Raw genomic sequence first — 18,565 nt, forward strand, 5'->3', positions numbered from 1 at the left:
CCAAGTATTAAATTTGAAACAGAAAATACAAATCAATTAGCTCTGTTTTTCTAAATCCTTACGTCGAACTCAGGTTACTAATATATCAAGCCATAATAATGAATTGGTACTCACTTTTAAATGTAATAAATCTGTTATGATATAAGGAGCGTTCGGTAAAAAGAGTAGCCAAATTCCAAAGCATAGTATAAATTTGAATTTATGCAATTTAGGTAAGCTTATTAAATAAGAGGATATTGCAAAAGGGATGACTGCTAAAAATAAGTTCCAAACAAGAAATAAAAGAAAAAATGAATGGGTTAGTTTCATTCTTATCATAAGTAAAAAGAGACTAAAAGCCATTCCAACGGTAAGTAAAGAAAATATTTTAAAACGATTTACAAGAAGTTGTTTTATGGTATTCATGAGTTTGTAGTTTTAAATTCAACAATTAGAACAGTAATTATTCCTAATGTATAAGCGACTAAATCTGAAATTTCAAAAGTAGTTCCAACAATAATTTTAAGTAAGGGGTCATTTTGTAAATTCAATATCTTTAATAGGTTTATTAGCTGCAAAAACTCTATAATGAAAGCGAAAATTAAAACGGATACTCCTAGTTTTAAAGAGTCTATTTCGAAGAAAATTTTAACGAAACAATATATAAGAATAGTAGCTAAGTAATCCCCGAAAGTGTGTCTTATGAAACCAGCTTTTAGGAAAGTAGCAATTAGTATTTCTGTTATTAAAAGTAATACTGTTGCTAAGAGGTATGTTTTGTTTATTTTCATAAAGTTTCAATTAAAATGTAGAAATAGAGTGCTACTATAGGAATGTTTAATAAAACAATACCACAAGTTTTTAATAAGTCTAACTTTTGATTGGTTTTACTTAATAATGAAAATATTAAAGCTATTAATGATATAGAATTTATTATAACTGCAAGTAAAATAAAGATGATTCCTGTATAAATTAATGTAATAGATTCTCTTAAATATAATTGAAGTGAAAATAAAATACTACCAATTGTAAAACTGATTATAGCTATGGATTTGCTTGTGTTTATAAGATTTTTCATTTGTTTTGATTGTAAACTAGATGTTTAACACAGTTAGAAGATGAACCCTCCCGATAGCTATCGGGATTGGGTAACGCCCACACTAATTGGAAAAAGAATTAACCATTTTTCCAATCTATTTTTCGTGATACAAACATAACAATAGCGAGTATTAGGAAAAGTCCAATGCTGCCAACTAATAGTGCGTAATTTTCAAGTTGAATGATAACATAAATAAAGGCATATAATGCGCTTAAGGATGCCCCAATAAATAGAGGAAATTTGAATGTTTTTAGTATTGATTTTGAATATAAAGCGATGAGTACAATCACTGATACACCTGCAATTAAATAGGCTTTTAAAAAGTTACTATGTTCTGATATGGATACTAATAGTGTGTAAAACATAGTAAGCGCAATTCCAATCATTAAATACTGAAATGGGTGAATATTTATTTTACTTAATGTTTGAATTAAGAAGAACACTAAAAAGGTGAGTCCTATTACTAGAAAACCATATTTGGCAGATCGTTCGCTTTTTTGATATTCGTCAACCATAACCATAAATTTTGTTCCGAATGCAAATTGACTTAGAGCAGGTATGCTTTTTAGATGCTGTTGTGAAAAGGCTCTATTAATGTGCAAAACTTTCCAATCGGCTTTAAATCCGTCTTGAGATATTTTTTTTGTTTCATCGTTTGGTAAAAAGTTCCCCATAAAACTTGGGTCAGCCCAATTAGAAATCATTTCCATTGTAGTTGTTTTTCCTATTGGAATAAGTTCTATTTGTCGGCTACCGTTAAAGATTATGGAAAAGTTGAAGTTGGTATTTTTAGTATTAAATAAATCTTCGCCTTTAATGAAACTAGATTCTAAAACATCTAAACGGTTATTGTTATTTTGATTAAAATTGGTTTCAAAATTATACACTTTATCCATTAGCTTTATTTTTACTTCACTTTTGATACCTTTTAGGTTGGACGTTTTAATGATGATTGAGGCTTTATCCCAAATAATATCTTTTTGCTTAATACCTCTTTTAGTCAAGTTTACAGGAATATAGTTGCCCGAAAAATCCATTTGGGTTGTAAATACTGCAGATTCGAAATTGCCTCTTTTTAAAGTTTTAGAGTCTACATTTACTTTGGAGTGCAAGTTTTCTGGAAAAACATAAGCATAATTAGTATGTGTTTTAGTCTCCGTAAAATAGGTTTTAGTTTTCTCATTGTAGGTTTTTGTTTCTGTGTATGTTTTATAGGGCAACTTTAAAATTGGGCCATAAACCAAAACATCATTCCCCCATTTTTCGTTTATTTCATTGACAACATCTTTTTGCCTAAAAGCACGCTCATTAATGAGGCTATTTATGTATGATAATGGAATGAGTAATATAATTACTAGAAAGCCTACCATTAGCATTCTTGCTGTGATAGAGGTTTTAATCCAATGACCAAATTTGTTTTGTTGTTGATTGTTGTTTTGTGTTTCCATTTTGTTAAAGTTTAAAGTACTTTGTATTTCAAAGTAAAATGATAAAAAAATATTATTATTTTGTTTTCCTATTGTTACAAGAATCTATTTTTTGTTAATTAATTTTTCAAGGGCTTCAATATGTTTTTTAAATGCTGCTCTACCTACTTTAGTAGTAGAGTAACGGGTGTTAGGTTTTCTGCCTATAAACTGTTTTTCTACTTTTATATAGTCAGCATTTTCAAGCGCTTTAGTATGACTTGCTAAGTTGCCATCTGTAGCTCCTATAAGTTCCTTTAACATATTAAAATCGGCGTATTCATTAACCATTAAAATTGACATTATGCCTAATCTAATTCGATGATCGAATGCTTTATTTATATTGGTTATGATACTCATTTTTGTCATTCTCGCGAAAGCGGGAATCTTATAATTTTAATACGTACTTTTTAATTAAACGATAAGCAAAGTAGATAATTAAAACAACGTTTAAAATTATCCAAATGTAATAAGAGAAATATGCAATTTTTTCGATAGTTGTCATACTTGATAAACTAAAGTATTTTCCTTTAGATTCGTCATAAAAATCTTCGTAGTTTAAAATAACTAATCCAATAATAATCCATAAAGCTAAATCTATTATAATAAATAGTATAAAGAATAATATTTGCTTTATAATTTTCATATTTTTTTTTACTACAACTGAATACTGCTTACTGTTTCGTGTCATACTTAAAATGCATCCAAGTACCATAAACAATGTGCATAATTCCAAAACCTATTACCCAAAGCCAAAAACCATATCCTGGTTTCCAAGCCCCAATTAATCCCAAAATAATTTGAATATATCCTAAATAGCGAATATCTCCAATGCTGTATTTTGAAGCATTCACTAGTGCTAGGCCATAAAATATTAACATCAAGCCACCCGATTGCCCATATTTCCCTTGACTTAAAATAATTAAAATATAAGCGCCACCAGCTATTAGTGGAATTAAAAAGTTAAGAACTAAACGTTTTGAGGTCGCATCCCAAATTTTAGCATCATGTTTTTTCGCTTTTCGAGTTGTTAGAAATATACCAGTTGTCACACTAAAAAAAGCAACTAGAAATAGCGTTAACAAACATAACCTAAATACCTGTCCATCCAAGGTTAAAACACCATAACTGTAATTCATAACTAACCAATAGGCAATCGCCGCTCCAATTAATGCATAAATACCAGCTAGTATTCCCGATAAACCACTAAGCGAAATAAAACGAGAAGATTTGTTCATTAAATCTTTAATCTCACTTATATCTTTTAAATAATCTTTTGATTCCATATAAAAGTACTTTGAAATACAAAGTAAATAAATTATTTCGAATCAATCATCATAAATTTTTGTTAAGTTTGAAGTTAAATAATTTTAGTGAAACCAGTAGACGAATATTTTATAAACCAAAAAGAGCCATATCAATCTATTATGCTCTATGTACGTAGTGTAATTTTAAATACACTTTCAGGGGTAGAGGAGCGATATAGCTATAAAATTCCGTTTTATAATATTGGAAAGAAACCTATGATTTATTTGAATATTTTAAAAGGGAAAGATTATGTAGATGTGGCTTTTGTACAAGGTGTTTTACTTGAGCAAGAGTTTCCTGTTTTAAAAAATGATAATAAGCGAAAACAAGTGCGTTCAATCCAGTTAAAAACTATTGAAGACTTAGATCATGAGAATTTTATCGAGTTATTACATGCTGCTTCAAAATTACTAAAGAAGAGCAAGAAAGCTTGGTTTGTTTAAATTATAAAAACACCACCAAGCGAAATAACTCGTTGTAAATAAAAGAAATGTTGCGATGCACTTTCATCTGTATTGCTCGTTGTTCTTATGTCTGGCATATTAATATAACCACCTTTAAAATCTAACTGCATAAAAAAGTGTTTAAAAAAAGTTAAGTTTAAACCTGCATTAAGCGAAACACCATAACCTGCTAAATGAAACTCATCATATCTTTCTTTTTGGAGTAGCGTCGTGTTTGTTTTAGGGTATAAGACCCCAGAACTAAAACCTTCGGTAATATTTAATTGGAATTTATCTGTGTTTTGTATGTTAAATATAGATGATATATCGTCGTAACGAGCTATTTCAACATATATGTAGTTTAAACCATTGGTGTGTTCAAACAATAAGAAGTCTTCCGAAACGAAAAATTCTTCATTATTGTAAACTCCATTATATTGACTTCCTAACTCATCACTTGGTAAATTAATAGAACCATCAATAGTTTTATTTAGATTTCGATGCATTACATATTTCATATGGTCTGCACCAAGGGAAATAGTATAATTATCTGAAATAAAGTAGCCTATTTTAAAATTTGTTTGCGGAATCGTAATCTTTGTAGGATTAATATAATCTAAATGCCAACCTTTTGGTTTATCGTGTGCGCTTGCATCTTTAATAGTAAAATTGTAATCGTCACCTTTAAAATGAATATCGGACCTTGAGAATGATTCTCTGTTACCACCCCAACTTATAAAGAATTTTCCTTTATTCGAAGAAGTATATCTTTTTGGAATGGAATCCTGTGCTATTAGGTTAAGAGAAAACAATAAAATTGCTATACTAGTTACTGGTTTTAGTATCATGTTTAATATGTAACAGAGAAGTTAGAGACTGTTTACCGTTTTTCTAATGGCAACAAGGTTAGTTAAAAGGCTTTCTAGATGATTTAGATGCAACATATTAGCACCATCACTTTTGGCATTAGTAGGATCAAAATGAGTTTCAATAAACAAGCCATCTACATTATTTACAATACCAGCTCTTGCAATGGTTTCAATCATATCTGGGCGGCCACCAGTAACACCGCTAGATTGGTTTGGTTGTTGTAATGAATGGGTTACATCTAAAACTGTAGGTGCAAATTCGCGCATAGTTGGTATGCCTCTAAAGTCTACAATCATGTCTTGGTAACCAAACATAGTGCCTCTATCTGTTATCCAAGCATTATTATTTCCTGCATCTTTCACTTTTTGTACGGCATGTTTCATAGCTTCGGGACTCATAAATTGACCTTTTTTCAAGTTAACAACCTTGCCAGTTTGCGCAGCTGCAACAACTAAGTCGGTTTGGCGAACTAAAAAAGCTGGAATTTGTAAAACATCTACATATTGAGCTGCCAAAGATGCATCTGAAACTTCATGAATATCTGTAACTGTAGGAATATGAAATGTTTCTGAAACTTTTTTAAGAATTTTTAAAGCCTTTTCATTACCAATACCTGTAAAACTATCAATCCTACTTCTATTTGCTTTTTTAAAACTTCCTTTAAATATATAAGGTATTTCCAATTTATTAGTAATAGAAACTACTTTTTCGGCAATACGGAGTGCCATGTCTTCACTTTCTATTGCACAAGGACCACATAGTAAAAAGAAATTGTTAGAGTTTAGGTGTTTTAACTTAGGAACATTATCAAGGTTCATTCGCTTAAATTTAAGCGGCAAAGTTACATATTAAAAAGTTTCTTTTAAACTATTTCTTATAATCCATAGTGACATAACAAAATTTGCAAACACAAATAATCCGCTGTAAACCATAAGCCTTTTAAGAATTTGAGAAATAGATATAATATTTAGACTATCAGATATGTAAATAAAAATGAGGTAAGATGATATACAAACGAAAGTGATGCCTAAGGTAAAGTTTAAATCCTTACGAGGTTTAAATAATTGCCATACAAATGGAATGCCGAATAATAAAACTGGGTAAGCAATAAGCCCCTCACTTTTATTAATCATGGTAAAACAAAAAATGGTTGCAGCGATAAAGTATAAATAAGGAATAAACTTGGTATAACTTTTAAATGATTTCATAAAATGGTAATTCAATTAGTTTTTAAATTAGGGTATCCTCTGTAAACAGTAAAACGACGAAAACTTAAGAATAGTTTTTACTAAACTCAATAATAACATATAATTAACTAAATATCAAAATATAATGTTTAAAATGTTAAAATATAGCGTACATTTGCACGCTTAAAATAGGGCATTATGGCTAGTATTAAAAACATTGCAATTATTGCACACGTAGATCATGGTAAAACTACTTTGGTTGACAAAATTATGTATCACTGTCAGTTATTTCGTGAAAACGAAAATACAGGGGATTTAATCCTTGATAATAATGATTTAGAAAGAGAAAGAGGTATTACAATTACTTCTAAAAATGTTTCTGTAATTTATAAAGACACTAAAATAAATATTATAGATACACCAGGTCACGCCGATTTTGGAGGAGAAGTTGAGCGTGTTCTTAATATGGCAGATGGTGTACTATTGTTAGTAGATGCTTTTGAAGGCCCTATGCCACAAACACGTTTTGTATTGCAAAAAGCAATAGATTTAGGATTGAAGCCATGCGTGGTAATTAATAAAGTTGATAAAGAAAACTGTACACCAGATGAGGTACATGAGAAGGTTTTTGATTTAATGTTTGAATTAGGTGCAGAAGAGTGGCAACTCGACTTTCCAACAGTTTATGGTTCGGCTAAAAATAATTGGATGAGTGATGATTGGCAAAATGAAACTCAAAATATTGAGCCTTTATTAGACATGGTTATCGATCATATACCATCACCAAAAATTGAAGAAGGAACAACTCAAATGTTAATAACATCTTTAGATTTTTCATCTTTTACTGGAAGAATAGCTATTGGTCGTTTAACACGAGGGAAACTAAAAGTAGGACAGAATATTTCTTTGGTAAAAAGAGATAAATCTGTAGTGAAATCTAAAATAAAAGAACTTCATGTTTTTGAAGGCCTAGGTCGTTTAAAAGTTGAAAGTGTACAAACAGGCGATATTTGTGCTATTGTTGGTCTTGAAGGTTTTGAAATTGGTGATACCGTAGCCGATTGGGAAGCTCCTGAGGGCTTAAAAACAATTGCTATTGATGAGCCAACGATGAGCATGTTATTTACAATTAACGATTCTCCATTTTTTGGAAAAGACGGTAAATATGTAACCTCTCGACATATAAAAGATCGTTTAAATAAAGAACTAGAGAAAAACTTGGCGCTTAGGGTTGAAGATACTGATAGTGCAGACAAGTTTATAGTATTCGGTCGTGGTGTATTACATTTATCTGTTTTAATTGAGACCATGCGTCGTGAAGGTTACGAGTTGCAAATTGGACAACCACAGGTAATTATTAAAGAAATTGATGGCGTAAAATGTGAGCCAGTTGAAGAAATGACCATTGATTTACCTGAAACTGTTTCTGGTAAGGCTATTGAAATGGTTACTTTACGTAAGGGTGAGATGCTTAGTATGGAAGCCAAAGGAGATCGTATGGTATGCCAGTTTATGGTACCATCAAGAGGTATTATAGGTTTACGTAATCAATTACTAACAGCTACAGCAGGTGAGGCTATTATGGCACACCGTTTTAAAGAATACCAACCACTAAAAGGAGGTATTCCAGAGAGACAAAATGGTAGTTTAGTGTCTATGGAAAAAGGTCAAGCCATTCCTTATTCTATTGACAAATTACAAGATAGAGGTAAGTTTTTTGTAGATCCAGGTGAAGATATTTATGAAGGTCAGGTTATTGGAGAAAATTCACGAGGTGACGATATGACTGTAAACGTTACCAAAACTAAAAAGTTAAGTAATGTACGTTCTTCTGGTGCAGATGATAAGGCTAAAATTGTTCCAGCTATTAAATTTTCTTTAGAAGAAGCTTTAGAATATATTCAAAAAGACGAGTATGTTGAGGTAACTCCAAATCACCTAAGGTTGAGAAAAGTATTTTTAACTGAAGTTGAGCGTAAACGAAATAAAGCATTATAAAATCACCGATATGGTAGAGAGATTAAAAGAGAAATTCCAATGAGTTTCTCTTTTTTTTGTTATTATTGAGATATGGAATTATTTGGAATTACTGGAACAGAATATATTGGATACTTAGCTTCTTTATTGGTTTTAATTTCATTTACAATGAAAAATATTAAAGGGTTACGTTTATTAAATATGGCAGGGTGTATTTTATTTATTATATATGGTTTTTTAATGCCAACGTTTCGAATTGGGTTGCCCATTATTATTGCTAATTTGGCTATTTTTTCTGTCAATGGATACTATCTAATAAAAAAAGCAGGTAATTCATAATATAATCGATTTCTTACGATTCGTATAATTTAATTAGACAAACCTAAATCATTTTGTATCTTTGGTTCATTCTTAAAAGAGGAATAATTAATAAGCACCCTACACTTGATTTTACGACCATATATTTCTAATAAAAGGTAATTATATTAATTGAAGAAATTATTAGAATACATAAATAGTAAAGTTTTAATTAAAATTACATCTTTAAAAACAGCTTCCGTTTTTACAAAGATTATAGCTGGTGTTTTAACTTCTAAAGCTATTGCTATTTTTATTGGAGCAGAAGGCTTAGCCCTAATTGGGAATTTACGAAACTTTGTTAGCGCTGTTCAAACTATATCTATTTTAGGTTTTTATAATGGTGCTGTAAAATATATCGCAACTTTTAAGGAGGACACCATTAGGCTTAGTAGAACAATTTCTACAATTTTTTATGTAGGTTTTATAGCAACTATTTTAGTCTCACTATTATGCTATTTCAATGCAGAGAAAATTAATAATCTCATTTTCCCATTTTATAGTAATTATGCATACGTAATAAAGATTTTTGCCATTGTATTGCCTTTTTATGCGTTGAATATGTTTTCATTTTCCATAATGAATGGGTTTTCAAAGTACAAAATATTAATTGTAATAAACATTATTGGTCAAATTTTAGGGTTGTCTATAACCTTGCTTCTTATTTATCAAAGAAAAATTGAAGGTGCTTTAATATCTGTGGTAATAGCAGAGTCTTTAATCTTTTTAATTACGCTTGTTGGCATAATTAATAGGCGCAGTTTAATAGGTCTCATTCAATTAAAAAGAGTCAATTTTAATACTTTAAAGAAATTAAGTTCATATTCAACCATGACCTTGTTTTCTGCGGTTCTATTACCAATTGTGGCTATTGCTATACGGTCGTATATTATAGAACATGTTAGTTATAAAGATGCTGGGTTTTGGGAGGCTATGACTAGAATTTCGAAATATTATTTAATGTTAGTTAATACCTTAATGGCATTATATATTTTACCAAGATTCTCAGAAATTGATAGTGCTAAAGAATTCAGAAAAGAAGTTTTTGGTTTTTATAAAACAATAATACCAATTTTTGCAATAGGCTTGTTAGTTATATATTTATTGAAATCATTCATTGTTATTACTGTTTTTTCAGAGGAATTTAGACCAGTTGAAGAATTGTTTATATGGCAACTCATTGGTGATTTTTTTAAGGTTATTTCTGTAGTTATTGCTTATCAGTTTTTAGCAAAAAAAATGTTTTGGCATTATATTGTTACCGAAGCCTTTTTAGTAATTATCACTTACGTAACAAGTATTTATTTTATAAAAATTTATGGAGTAGAGGGTGCTGTAATTGGTCATTTGGTAAGTTATATTATGTATTTTGGGGTTATATTGCTTATATTCGGGAGTTCTCTTTTTGGGATTGACGGAGATGGTAATTAAGAGATGAATTCTTGGTTATTTCTTTATAAATAATCTTTTGTAATTGACTAACTAATTTAATTTTAAACTTATTTTTTCAGTAATAAAATATAACTCAGAAAACAAAAAGCAATGGAACGAATTCATTTCTAAAGCTAAGAATGCAACATTTCTTTTTGATAGAGATTTCATGGAATATCATCAGGATAGGTTTGAAGACTATTCATTAATGATTTACAAAAACAGTAAGCTATTTGCTGTTATACCAGCGAATAGAGTAGGTGAAGTTATTTATTCTCATCAAGGGTTAACGTATGGTAGTTTTGTATTACTTGAAAGCACAAAATTAATTGACGCTTTTAAGGCTTATAAAAAAGTGTTAGAATTTCTTTTTTTAAATGGAATTAAGGTATTGAATATAAGAGTTATTCCTTCTTTTTATAATATTTTACCATCTGATGAAATTCTCTATTTTTTATTTAAATCTAATGCAAAACTTGTTAAGAGAGATGCAATTATGGTTATTGATTATCGACATAAAATAAAATTCCAAAAGAATAGACGAGAAGGAATTAATAAAGCTGTTCGCAATGGGTTAATAGTTAAAGTAGATAATAACTTTGCTGAATTTTGGAATGAAGTGTTAATTCCTAATTTGAATAAAAAGCATGGTGTAATGCCAGTACATACGTTAAGCGAAATACAAATTTTAGCTTCTCGTTTCCCAGATAATATTAAACAAGTAAGTGTTTACTATAGGGGTAAGATAGTGGCTGGAACTACGGTGTTTTTTACTAAAACAACGATACATCCACAATATGTTTCAGGAAAAACCAATAAAAACACTTTAGGTAGCTTAGATTTAGCCTACGATTTTATAATTAACAAATTGTGTAATAATAAGAGGTATTTCGATTTTAATGCTTCTAGCGAAGAAGGAGGGACAAAACTTAATGAAGGTCTTATTTTTTGGAAAGAAAGTTGTGGAGCACGTACCTTTATAGCAGATAATTATACTGTAAACACGGAAAATTATAAAAATTTGACACTAAATATTATATGATTCCTTTTTTAGATTTACATAAGATAAATACGCGATTTAGGGATGAAATAAGAGAAGGTTTTGAGGCTTTTTTTAATTCTGGAAGTTATATATTAGGAGAGCAAGTTTCTAAATTCGAGAATGAATTTGCACAATATTGTGGAGCCAAACATTGCATAGGAGTTAGTAATGGTTTAGACGCCATTAAACTTATTTTGGAGGCCTATAAAACAATAGGACAACTTAATGTTGGTGATGAAATAATAGTGCCAGCTAATACATATATAGCGTCTGTTTTAGCAGTTAGTAATTGTGGATTTAAGGCTATCCCTGTAGAGCCAGAATTAGGTACTTTTAATATTAACCCCAATAATATTCTTAAGCATATTTCTAAGAAAACAAAAGCAATTTTAGGAGTGCATTTATATGGGCAATTATACGATGTTATTCAGTTAGAAGAAATTTGCAAAACATACAATTTAATATTGATAGAAGATGCTGCACAAGCTCATGGTGCTATTGGAGTAGATGGAAGGAGAGCAGGTAATGTGTCTAATGCCGCTGCATTTAGTTTTTATCCAACAAAAAATTTAGGTGCTTTGGGTGATGGCGGTGCTATAACTACAAATAGTCAAGAACTAGATGGCGTAATAAGGAGATTAAGAAATTATGGAAGAACATCTGCTTATATAAACGAAGTTAAAGGCTTTAATTGCAGGTTAGATGAGATTCAAGCAATGTTTTTAAGGAGTAAGTTAAAATCATTAGATGAAGATAATAATATAAGAAGAAACATCGCACGCTATTATTTAAATAATATAAAGTCTGATAAAATTGAGTTACCAGAATGTAATGATATTAATAGTCATGTATTTCATCTTTTTGTTATTAGACATAGTTTTAGAGATAACCTAAAAGCCCATTTGAAGAATAAGTGTATTGAAACATCTATACATTACCCTGTACCAATACATAAGCAAAAAGCATATGCAGAATGGAATGGATTAAGTTTGCCAATAACAGAAAAGATTCATAATGAAGTTTTAAGTATTCCTATTAATCCATTATTAAATAGCAAGCAGATTGGCACTATTGTTAATGAATTGAATAATTGTTAAGACAATTTGACTTAATGTCTTATTTACAAACTATATTTTGATAAATTTTAAAAGGATATTTAAAGGAAATTTACTATTGAAGATAACTTCTTTAAATACCTTTGTTATTGCCGCCAGACTAATTATTTCACTTTTTGTGCAAAGAGCTTTAGCAATAGCTGTCGGTGAAGTTGGTATAGCCAAAATAGGTGTAATTAGGAATTTATTGCAAATTCTTACAAGTACTTCATCTCTTGGAGTCTTTAATGGTGTGGTTAAATATGTATCAGAATTTAGTGATGATAACAAAAAACTTTCAGATTTATTCTCAACAACTTTTGTTTTTGTTTGTATAGGTTCATTTATTACCTCTCTTGTAATGTTCTTTGGATCTTCTTGGATTAGCTTCAAATTGTTTAATGATTTAGATTTTATTTGGCTTATAAAATTATTGGCATTCTTGCCTTTAGTTGTAGGAGTTAATAGGATCTTTCATGGGATTGTTAATGGGCTTTCAGAATATAAAAAATATGCAAAAATTGATTTGTTAGGTTATATTTTATCAGTCATTTTACTTCTTATATGCTTATATTTTTCTAATATCGAAGGAGTATTGTTTGCAATAACAATAACACCGATAATTCAGTTAATTGTTTTAATATATATCTTTGGTTCGGTATTAAAGAAATATTGTCAAATTGTTTATTTTAAATTAAAATTTCCTTATGCAAAGGAACTACTGGCATTTGCTTTAATGTCCTTTGTCTCCACTATATTGATTAATTATATAGAACTCGATATAAGAACAATGATAACTAACAGAATTAATATTATTGAAGCTGGTCATTGGACAGCAATTAATTTTATTTCAAAAAACTACATGTCGTTTTCTTCTGGTATATTTACCCTATATGTGATACCTAAATTTGCAAGAATTTATGATAAACAAGGTTTTTTTAAAGAAGTGTTATATATATATAAAACATTATTGCCTTTATTTGGTATAGGAATGTTGCTAGTATATATTTTTAGAAATATTATTATTGATTTAATTTATCCAAATTTTGTTGGAATGGAACCACTATTTAAATGGCAATTAATGGGAGATTTTGTTCGATTGGCTACTTTGGTTTTGGCACATCAATTTTTAGCAAAAAAGATGGTGATAAGTTTTGTTTTTTCAGAACTTTTTTCACTGCTAATATTTTATGTTGCTGCCTATTATTTGACAGACATTTATGGAGTTGAAGGAGTTGTACTAGGGCATTTTATAAGAAGTTTTGCCCTTCTTATCGTAGTTTTTACTTTAGTTATGATTAAATTTAATTCTAAAAAGAACACGAATAGTGTTAAACATTAAGCTGTAATTAATTATGTGTCGATGATGCTCAAAAGTTTTATAGAGAGAATTATTCTTTTTTTAAGAAAAATTAAATACTCTTTTTTTTCAAACAATAATAATGTAAAAGGTAGTTATAAATCATATCAACCTGTGGTTATAAGGGGTGTGGGTAAAATAAGCTTTGGCAATAAAGTTTGTTTTGGTGTTGTTAACTCACAAGGCTATTATAACAGTTACGCTTATATTGAGGCAAGAACAAATGAATCTTCTATAGTATTTGGTAATAACATCCATATAAATAACGGATTCTCTATAGTTTCTGAAAAGAGAATAATATTAGGCGATAATGTTTTAATAGGCTTTAATTGCCAAATAATTGATAGTTCATTTCATGATTTAAGAGTAGATAAAAGATTTTTTACAGACCCTAATCCAAAGGAAGTAATTATTAAAAATAATGTTTTTATTGCTAATAATGTTACGATTTTAAAAGGAGTAACTATTGGTGATAATTGTGTAATTTCTTCAGGATCTGTAGTTACTAAATCCTTTCCAGAAAATGTTTTAATAGCTGGAGTTCCAGCTAAGATTGTAAGGCAGTTGTAATACTTAATGCTCTTTAGTAAACGTTTGCCAAGTATCTATGTATTTAGAGGATATTGAAAGATAATCATGCTCTTTTTCAATAAAAGCTCGAGCATTTATTGATATTTTTTCTATTTCTTTAGGATTTAAAATTAGCCATTCCAATTTTTCGGATATTTTATTTGCGTCTGGTAATGCATTTATTGCTACCGTATTTTCTTTAAGGTTGTAATAGTCAAGCCATTCTTTTTCAGCTCCTGTAAATACTACTTTTCCTCTAGCCATTGCTTCTAAGGCATTATAACCTTGATCATATGCATATACTTGATCTAAAAGAATATGACAGCTTTCATACATTTTTATGTATTCAGCATAGGGTAAGCTTTCAGAAGTAAGAATAGTAATCTTGTCAGCATATTTCTCTTTAATAATTTCTAAAGCTTCTTCAAATATGGCATTTCCTTTTTTAATATAATTTAGTCTATTAATTCCATGAAAAATCACGATTTTTGAATTTAAATTATTTGAAATAAAGCTTATTTTGTCAATGTTAATAGGGTTTGGTATTAGACCTAAATATTTTGGGTGTTTGACTAATGGAATATGATAGTCCATGTCTGAGGAAATTACACCTTCAATTTGACTATATACAAACTCATGCAACTTTTTATAACGTTTTGTAATATATTTTAATACGTAGATATAATGTTTTTTTAAACTGGGATTATTCTTAAGTGGTGTTAATATTGAATACTTAAAAAAATTCTTATTTGAGTATTCAACACTTATAAAATCTGTTCCACAGGATAAAAGAAATAATTTTTTGTTCTGGGAAATAAGTTTTTTTAACAACCATATTTCAAGCTTAGGATGTGTACTTATACTATTCTCATTTATTAGTTGAACAATATCAAATCCTTTAAGTAGGTGTAATATTTTGTAAAAGCGAAATGCACTTTCAAATTGTGACAGACTAATTTTAAAGAGTTTAAAAAAAATTTTCTCAAAGAAAAAAAGTAAAGATTTTTCTGGAATTTTTGGTTTAATATTTATGTCTACAGGGTAGTTCTTAAACCCATCTCCAGTTCCAACTAATAAAACCTCATGACCATGTTTAATAAGTCCTTCTTTAAGAGAATTGTGTAACCTGCTGTACTCTCCAATCAATAAAACTTTCATTAATTATACCTGTCTTTGAGTCAAAGATAATTTTTAATGCTTAAGACCAAAAGAAAAGCTATTAATTTTGAAACCATAATCTCCCTATTAAACAAAAAGTTATTATTTCTTCTATCAAATCTGACCTTAATAATAATTATTTGTCGAATTTAGAGGTGCCTAAAAGGGGAAGTCTACATTTTTAAGGAAACCTACATTAGGTAGTGATTAAATTATACTTACCAGAAGTGCTTTATTGTTTGATTATTCAGGTATTTTAGTATATTTAAAAATTACTAAATTACTTTTTTGTATTTACGACTTAAGAAATTTAATACTGTTAGTATATTTTGTTAGAATAATGAACTTTTTAAATATACAAGCAATAGATAAAATTAGGATTAGAGAAGAAATTAAAATAATGAAACTTAATATAGTTAACTCAAAAATTATAGATATTCCAAAAATTGTTGATGCAAAAGGACGCGGAAATATGGGAGTAATAGAAAAAGAAGTTATTCCATTTAATATTAATAGGGTATACTACTTATACGATGTTCCAAGCGGAGAAACAAGAGGGGGGCATGCTCACAAAGATCAGCTAGAGTTACTTATAGCATTAAGTGGTAGTTTTGAGGTGATTTTAGATGATGGAATAAAAAAGGAAAAAGTAATGTTGAATAACCCAAATAAAGGCTTAATCATACCTACAATGACATGGCGTGAACTAGAGAATTTCTCTTCTGGAGCAGTTTGTTTGGTAATAGCTTCTGATGTATATATAGAGGAGGATTATATTAGGGATTATAGAACTTTTGAATTATCTGTAGTCCGTTAGCAGGTTGTATTTTTTTAAGATTTCTTCAATAATACTGGTTAATAGTACTATTGATATTTCAGTAATTGTTATACTGTTTGTTAAAAATGGAAACAAACAGATAAGGCTTTAAGGGTTAAAATAAATCCATCAACTTTAAACCTTAGATAGTTTTTTAGAATATAGATTTTTATAATGATTTTAGAGATTCTTATCAGTACTATGAACAAAAAAGATCTTTCTTTTTTGGATAAGATGTTTGTTAATAATAACCTTAATAATTTTCAAATTCTAATTATAAATCAAACTACCCCTAATTATATTCTTAAATCTAGTTTAAATAATATTCGCATTATTAATACTTTTGAATATGGCCTTTCAAAGAGCAGAAATTTAGCTATTGAAAATGCCATAGGTGATATTTGCTTAATAGCAGATGATGATGTAGAATACGTTAAAGGTTTTAAAAAAATAATTACAGATGCATATATACTTCATAATAATGCAGGGGCTATAATATTTAATTCTGAAATAAATGGATATTTAAGAAACCCTAAATATCTTTTGCAATCGAAAAGAGTAACAAGAATTAAGGAATGTTTTAGTGTAACTTCTGTGGACATTTCTTTTCGTAGGAAATATATTCAGAATTCTAATATTAAATTTAATGTATTAATGGGTTTGAACAGTCCTTTTATGTCGGGAGAAGAGTTTGTGTTTTTGAATGATATCCTAAAACAAACTAAAATATATTATAAGGATAAATTAATTTTGCGCCATAGTGAAATAAGTACAGGAACAAAAATTAGTCTGATGCAGATTATTCCAAATTATGCAATTCAGTATCATTTGGTATATCCAAATATGTTTTATTTTAAAGTAGTGAAATTGATAATTCATTTATTATTTAGGAGAGAGATAAGTATTTCTAAAATTCATCTAATATTCTCAATGTGTTTAAAGGCCAGAAATAAATATTTAAAATTATTAACTAACTAATAAACAGCTATTTATAAGCCGTCAAATACAAATTGGCTCTCAATAACCAACGTTGTACTGTTTTGGCAATTTTCAATATACTCGTAGGAGAGTTTAAAAGCAGTTTTTGTTTTAAGTTCAAATTCTTTAAATCAATTTCTTTTTTTAATTTTTGGTATAAGTTAAATTGATTATTAATTTTACATCTTATTGCAAGTGCGTATCTATTAATATCTAAATATAATTTTAATTCTTGATTTGATTTTTCTTCTGTACGGTAGTTATTAATAAATTTATATCTTACTTCATTAGTTTCCTGCTTTGACAAGCTATTGTCTATGAAAATATTATATGTCATAGTAATTTTAGGGTTGAAACACACTTTATATTTCAATGCAAAGCGAATCCATAAGTCAATGTCTTCAGCAATTTCAAAATTCGTGTTATAACCTCCTAGATCTATAAAATACTTTTTTGAAAATGTAACTGAAGAAGACGAAGGAATAAAGTTAATAATATTGGCTTTAAAAAAGTCTTCGACTATCAGGCATTCATTGTTGTAATCAAAATTAAAAGTAGCTGGCTTAACAAAATTTTCATTATAATTAATTTCATAATTATTACAAAATAATCCAGCTTGAGGAAAGGTATCAATAAGTTTTTTCAATTCCTGAAGATGATCTTCATACCATAAATCATCGGCATCAATGAGTGCAACGTATTCAGAGTTTGCCTTTTCAATGCCAAAGTTTCTGGCTACTGATGCACCTTGATTGTTTTGAGTATAAACTTTTAACCTATTATCATTGAACTGTTCAACTACCTGTAAACTGTTGTCAGTACTACCATCGTCAATTAAAATTATCTCAAAATCTTTAAAGGATTGATTAAAAACACTTTTTAAAGTATCTTCTATATAATCTTCTTTGTTGTAAAGCGGTATAATTACACTAAAGAAAGGCGTCATATTTTTTGTTTAAGAAAACAAATTTAATTTAATATATGTTAGCGAAAAGTTATTTTAGATGTATTTTATGCTTATAGAAAAGGTCGAATAGTACAAATAGTTTACTTTTGCTTGGTATGACATTAAGAGATAATAATATAGAAAAAAAAGTTAAAATTACCATTTATATTTTAACTTTTGTTTTTGTTTTAGTTATTGGACCTAAGTATTATCCAGATAGTTATGCTCATATGGATATGCTAATTAACAGGTCGGTGTTATATTCGTTAATAGTGAATATACCTAAAATTATTATAGGTGACCACAATGGGTATGTTATGATTGCTATACATCATATAGTTTTTGTTTTAAGTGTTGAGTATTTTTTAGTGAAATGTAAAAAGTTTTTATGCTTTTCTAATTTTTCTCACCTTTTATTAGTTTTTGTTTTTTGTTTTTTTGCACTATTTGTTTACCCTTTTATTAACTTTATATTGTCTGAAA

The 18,565-nt window shown here is 28.7% G+C and carries 22 protein-coding genes; 10 read left to right on the plus strand and 12 right to left on the minus strand.

What is annotated here, in order from left to right:
* Positions 1 to 69: 69 nt before the first annotated feature.
* The 7 genes from Q0739_RS15075 to Q0739_RS13000 form a co-directional block, all read right to left on the minus strand.
* Positions 70 to 405 (minus strand): DUF1361 domain-containing protein, encoded by a 336-nt coding sequence (locus Q0739_RS15075; RefSeq protein WP_366140809.1) that lies wholly within the window; start codon positions 403 to 405, stop codon positions 70 to 72.
* Positions 402 to 770: a DUF2809 domain-containing protein gene (locus Q0739_RS12975; protein WP_298239171.1), complete on the minus strand. Its 369-nt coding sequence runs from the start codon at positions 768 to 770 to the stop codon at positions 402 to 404. The genes Q0739_RS15075 and Q0739_RS12975 overlap by 4 nt, the downstream gene beginning before the upstream one ends.
* Complete coding sequence (locus tag Q0739_RS12980; RefSeq protein WP_298239172.1) at positions 767 to 1,057, minus strand: hypothetical protein; 291 nt, start codon at positions 1,055 to 1,057, stop codon at positions 767 to 769. Before Q0739_RS12980 ends, Q0739_RS12975 begins: the two co-directional genes overlap by 4 nt.
* A gap of 98 nt (positions 1,058 to 1,155) precedes the next feature.
* Entirely contained in the window at positions 1,156 to 2,526 is a 1,371-nt protein-coding gene (gene creD / locus Q0739_RS12985) for a cell envelope integrity protein CreD (protein WP_298239173.1), read from the minus strand.
* A gap of 84 nt (positions 2,527 to 2,610) precedes the next feature.
* The gene (locus Q0739_RS12990; RefSeq protein WP_298239174.1) at positions 2,611 to 2,904 is read right to left on the minus strand and encodes a transcriptional regulator; all 294 of its coding nucleotides are present in this window, start codon (positions 2,902 to 2,904) and stop codon (positions 2,611 to 2,613) included.
* Between the two features lie 28 nt (positions 2,905 to 2,932).
* Positions 2,933 to 3,190, minus strand: a complete 258-nt coding sequence (locus tag Q0739_RS12995; protein WP_298239175.1) for a hypothetical protein — start codon at positions 3,188 to 3,190, stop codon at positions 2,933 to 2,935.
* 28 nt (positions 3,191 to 3,218) lie between these two features.
* Complete coding sequence (locus tag Q0739_RS13000) at positions 3,219 to 3,830, minus strand: hypothetical protein (RefSeq protein ID WP_298239176.1); 612 nt, start codon at positions 3,828 to 3,830, stop codon at positions 3,219 to 3,221.
* Between the two features lie 87 nt (positions 3,831 to 3,917).
* Between Q0739_RS13000 and Q0739_RS13005 the strand changes: the two genes are divergently transcribed.
* Positions 3,918 to 4,295 (plus strand): DUF1801 domain-containing protein, encoded by a 378-nt coding sequence (locus Q0739_RS13005; RefSeq protein ID WP_298239177.1) that lies wholly within the window; start codon positions 3,918 to 3,920, stop codon positions 4,293 to 4,295.
* On the opposite strand, the gene Q0739_RS13010 is transcribed toward Q0739_RS13005, so the two are convergent.
* Genes Q0739_RS13010 through Q0739_RS13020 form a run of 3 tightly spaced genes read right to left on the minus strand, consistent with a single transcriptional unit; the run spans position 4,292 to position 6,373 of the window.
* A complete protein-coding gene (locus Q0739_RS13010; protein WP_298239178.1) occupies positions 4,292 to 5,143 on the minus strand; it encodes a hypothetical protein in 852 nt (283 codons plus the stop codon). The genes Q0739_RS13005 and Q0739_RS13010 overlap by 4 nt on opposite strands.
* Before the next feature lie 21 nt (positions 5,144 to 5,164).
* Entirely contained in the window at positions 5,165 to 5,983 is an 819-nt protein-coding gene (gene kdsA, locus Q0739_RS13015; RefSeq protein ID WP_298239179.1) for a 3-deoxy-8-phosphooctulonate synthase, read from the minus strand.
* Positions 5,984 to 6,013: 30 nt separating this feature from the next.
* The gene (locus Q0739_RS13020) at positions 6,014 to 6,373 is read right to left on the minus strand and encodes a hypothetical protein (protein ID WP_298239180.1); all 360 of its coding nucleotides are present in this window, start codon (positions 6,371 to 6,373) and stop codon (positions 6,014 to 6,016) included.
* A 177-nt stretch (positions 6,374 to 6,550) separates the two neighbouring features.
* On the opposite strand from Q0739_RS13020, the gene typA reads away from it, so the two are divergent.
* The 7 genes from typA to Q0739_RS13055 all read left to right on the plus strand — a co-directional run bounded on the left by typA (position 6,551) and on the right by Q0739_RS13055 (position 14,183).
* Positions 6,551 to 8,350, plus strand: coding sequence for a translational GTPase TypA (gene typA, locus Q0739_RS13025; protein WP_298239181.1), 1,800 nt, complete (start codon positions 6,551 to 6,553; stop codon positions 8,348 to 8,350).
* A 72-nt stretch (positions 8,351 to 8,422) separates the two neighbouring features.
* The gene (locus Q0739_RS13030) at positions 8,423 to 8,668 is read left to right on the plus strand and encodes a uroporphyrinogen decarboxylase (protein ID WP_298239182.1); all 246 of its coding nucleotides are present in this window, start codon (positions 8,423 to 8,425) and stop codon (positions 8,666 to 8,668) included.
* Positions 8,669 to 8,818: 150 nt separating this feature from the next.
* Positions 8,819 to 10,117: an O-antigen translocase gene (locus Q0739_RS13035; RefSeq protein WP_298239183.1), complete on the plus strand. Its 1,299-nt coding sequence runs from the start codon at positions 8,819 to 8,821 to the stop codon at positions 10,115 to 10,117.
* Positions 10,118 to 10,286: 169 nt separating this feature from the next.
* Positions 10,287 to 11,159 (plus strand): GNAT family N-acetyltransferase, encoded by an 873-nt coding sequence (locus tag Q0739_RS13040; protein ID WP_298239184.1) that lies wholly within the window; start codon positions 10,287 to 10,289, stop codon positions 11,157 to 11,159.
* Positions 11,156 to 12,256, plus strand: a complete 1,101-nt coding sequence (locus Q0739_RS13045) for a DegT/DnrJ/EryC1/StrS family aminotransferase (protein WP_298239185.1) — start codon at positions 11,156 to 11,158, stop codon at positions 12,254 to 12,256. The genes Q0739_RS13040 and Q0739_RS13045 overlap by 4 nt, the downstream gene beginning before the upstream one ends.
* A 76-nt stretch (positions 12,257 to 12,332) precedes the next feature.
* A complete protein-coding gene (locus Q0739_RS13050) occupies positions 12,333 to 13,595 on the plus strand; it encodes an O-antigen translocase (protein WP_298239186.1) in 1,263 nt (420 codons plus the stop codon).
* A gap of 21 nt (positions 13,596 to 13,616) precedes the next feature.
* Positions 13,617 to 14,183 carry an acyltransferase gene (locus tag Q0739_RS13055; RefSeq protein WP_298239187.1) on the plus strand — a complete coding sequence of 189 codons (567 nt, stop codon included), beginning with the start codon at positions 13,617 to 13,619 and terminating at the stop codon, positions 14,181 to 14,183.
* Positions 14,184 to 14,186: 3 nt separating this feature from the next.
* Here the strand turns inward: Q0739_RS13055 and Q0739_RS13060 are convergent, their stop codons facing one another.
* A complete protein-coding gene (locus Q0739_RS13060; RefSeq protein WP_298239188.1) occupies positions 14,187 to 15,341 on the minus strand; it encodes a glycosyltransferase in 1,155 nt (384 codons plus the stop codon).
* Positions 15,342 to 15,741: 400 nt separating this feature from the next.
* On the opposite strand from Q0739_RS13060, the gene Q0739_RS13065 reads away from it, so the two are divergent.
* Together Q0739_RS13065 and Q0739_RS13070 are read left to right on the plus strand one after the other, a co-directional pair.
* On the plus strand, positions 15,742 to 16,158 hold the full coding sequence (locus tag Q0739_RS13065; protein WP_298239189.1) for an FdtA/QdtA family cupin domain-containing protein: 417 nt from the start codon (positions 15,742 to 15,744) through the stop codon (positions 16,156 to 16,158).
* A 201-nt stretch (positions 16,159 to 16,359) separates the two neighbouring features.
* Positions 16,360 to 17,136 (plus strand): glycosyltransferase family A protein, encoded by a 777-nt coding sequence (locus Q0739_RS13070; protein ID WP_298239190.1) that lies wholly within the window; start codon positions 16,360 to 16,362, stop codon positions 17,134 to 17,136.
* Positions 17,137 to 17,143: 7 nt separating this feature from the next.
* Here Q0739_RS13070 and Q0739_RS13075 read toward each other — a convergent pair whose 3' ends face one another.
* Positions 17,144 to 18,082: a glycosyltransferase family 2 protein gene (locus Q0739_RS13075; RefSeq protein ID WP_298239191.1), complete on the minus strand. Its 939-nt coding sequence runs from the start codon at positions 18,080 to 18,082 to the stop codon at positions 17,144 to 17,146.
* Between the last annotated feature and the right edge of the window lie 483 nt (positions 18,083 to 18,565).

It is taken from the genome of uncultured Algibacter sp. (assembly GCF_947487605.1).
In the GTDB taxonomy this organism is placed as follows: Bacteria; Bacteroidota; Bacteroidia; order Flavobacteriales; family Flavobacteriaceae; genus Algibacter_D.

Coding starts and splice junctions, on each gene's coding strand:
- Q0739_RS13065 (WP_298239189.1), top strand. CDS start 15,742: ATGAAACTTAATATAGTTAACTCAAAAATTATAGATATTCCAAAAATT.
- Q0739_RS15075 (WP_366140809.1), bottom strand. CDS start 405: ATGAATACCATAAAACAACTTCTTGTAAATCGTTTTAAAATATTTTCT.
- kdsA (WP_298239179.1), bottom strand. CDS start 5,983: ATGAACCTTGATAATGTTCCTAAGTTAAAACACCTAAACTCTAACAAT.
- Q0739_RS13055 (WP_298239187.1), top strand. CDS start 13,617: ATGATGCTCAAAAGTTTTATAGAGAGAATTATTCTTTTTTTAAGAAAA.
- Q0739_RS13030 (WP_298239182.1), top strand. CDS start 8,423: ATGGAATTATTTGGAATTACTGGAACAGAATATATTGGATACTTAGCT.
- Q0739_RS12975 (WP_298239171.1), bottom strand. CDS start 770: ATGAAAATAAACAAAACATACCTCTTAGCAACAGTATTACTTTTAATA.
- Q0739_RS13020 (WP_298239180.1), bottom strand. CDS start 6,373: ATGAAATCATTTAAAAGTTATACCAAGTTTATTCCTTATTTATACTTT.
- Q0739_RS13070 (WP_298239190.1), top strand. CDS start 16,360: ATGAACAAAAAAGATCTTTCTTTTTTGGATAAGATGTTTGTTAATAAT.
- Q0739_RS12980 (WP_298239172.1), bottom strand. CDS start 1,057: ATGAAAAATCTTATAAACACAAGCAAATCCATAGCTATAATCAGTTTT.
- Q0739_RS13000 (WP_298239176.1), bottom strand. CDS start 3,830: ATGGAATCAAAAGATTATTTAAAAGATATAAGTGAGATTAAAGATTTA.
- Q0739_RS12995 (WP_298239175.1), bottom strand. CDS start 3,190: ATGAAAATTATAAAGCAAATATTATTCTTTATACTATTTATTATAATA.
- Q0739_RS13060 (WP_298239188.1), bottom strand. CDS start 15,341: ATGAAAGTTTTATTGATTGGAGAGTACAGCAGGTTACACAATTCTCTT.
- typA (WP_298239181.1), top strand. CDS start 6,551: ATGGCTAGTATTAAAAACATTGCAATTATTGCACACGTAGATCATGGT.
- Q0739_RS13075 (WP_298239191.1), bottom strand. CDS start 18,082: ATGACGCCTTTCTTTAGTGTAATTATACCGCTTTACAACAAAGAAGAT.
- Q0739_RS12990 (WP_298239174.1), bottom strand. CDS start 2,904: ATGAGTATCATAACCAATATAAATAAAGCATTCGATCATCGAATTAGA.
- Q0739_RS13040 (WP_298239184.1), top strand. CDS start 10,287: ATGGAATATCATCAGGATAGGTTTGAAGACTATTCATTAATGATTTAC.
- Q0739_RS13010 (WP_298239178.1), bottom strand. CDS start 5,143: ATGATACTAAAACCAGTAACTAGTATAGCAATTTTATTGTTTTCTCTT.
- Q0739_RS13045 (WP_298239185.1), top strand. CDS start 11,156: ATGATTCCTTTTTTAGATTTACATAAGATAAATACGCGATTTAGGGAT.
- creD (WP_298239173.1), bottom strand. CDS start 2,526: ATGGAAACACAAAACAACAATCAACAACAAAACAAATTTGGTCATTGG.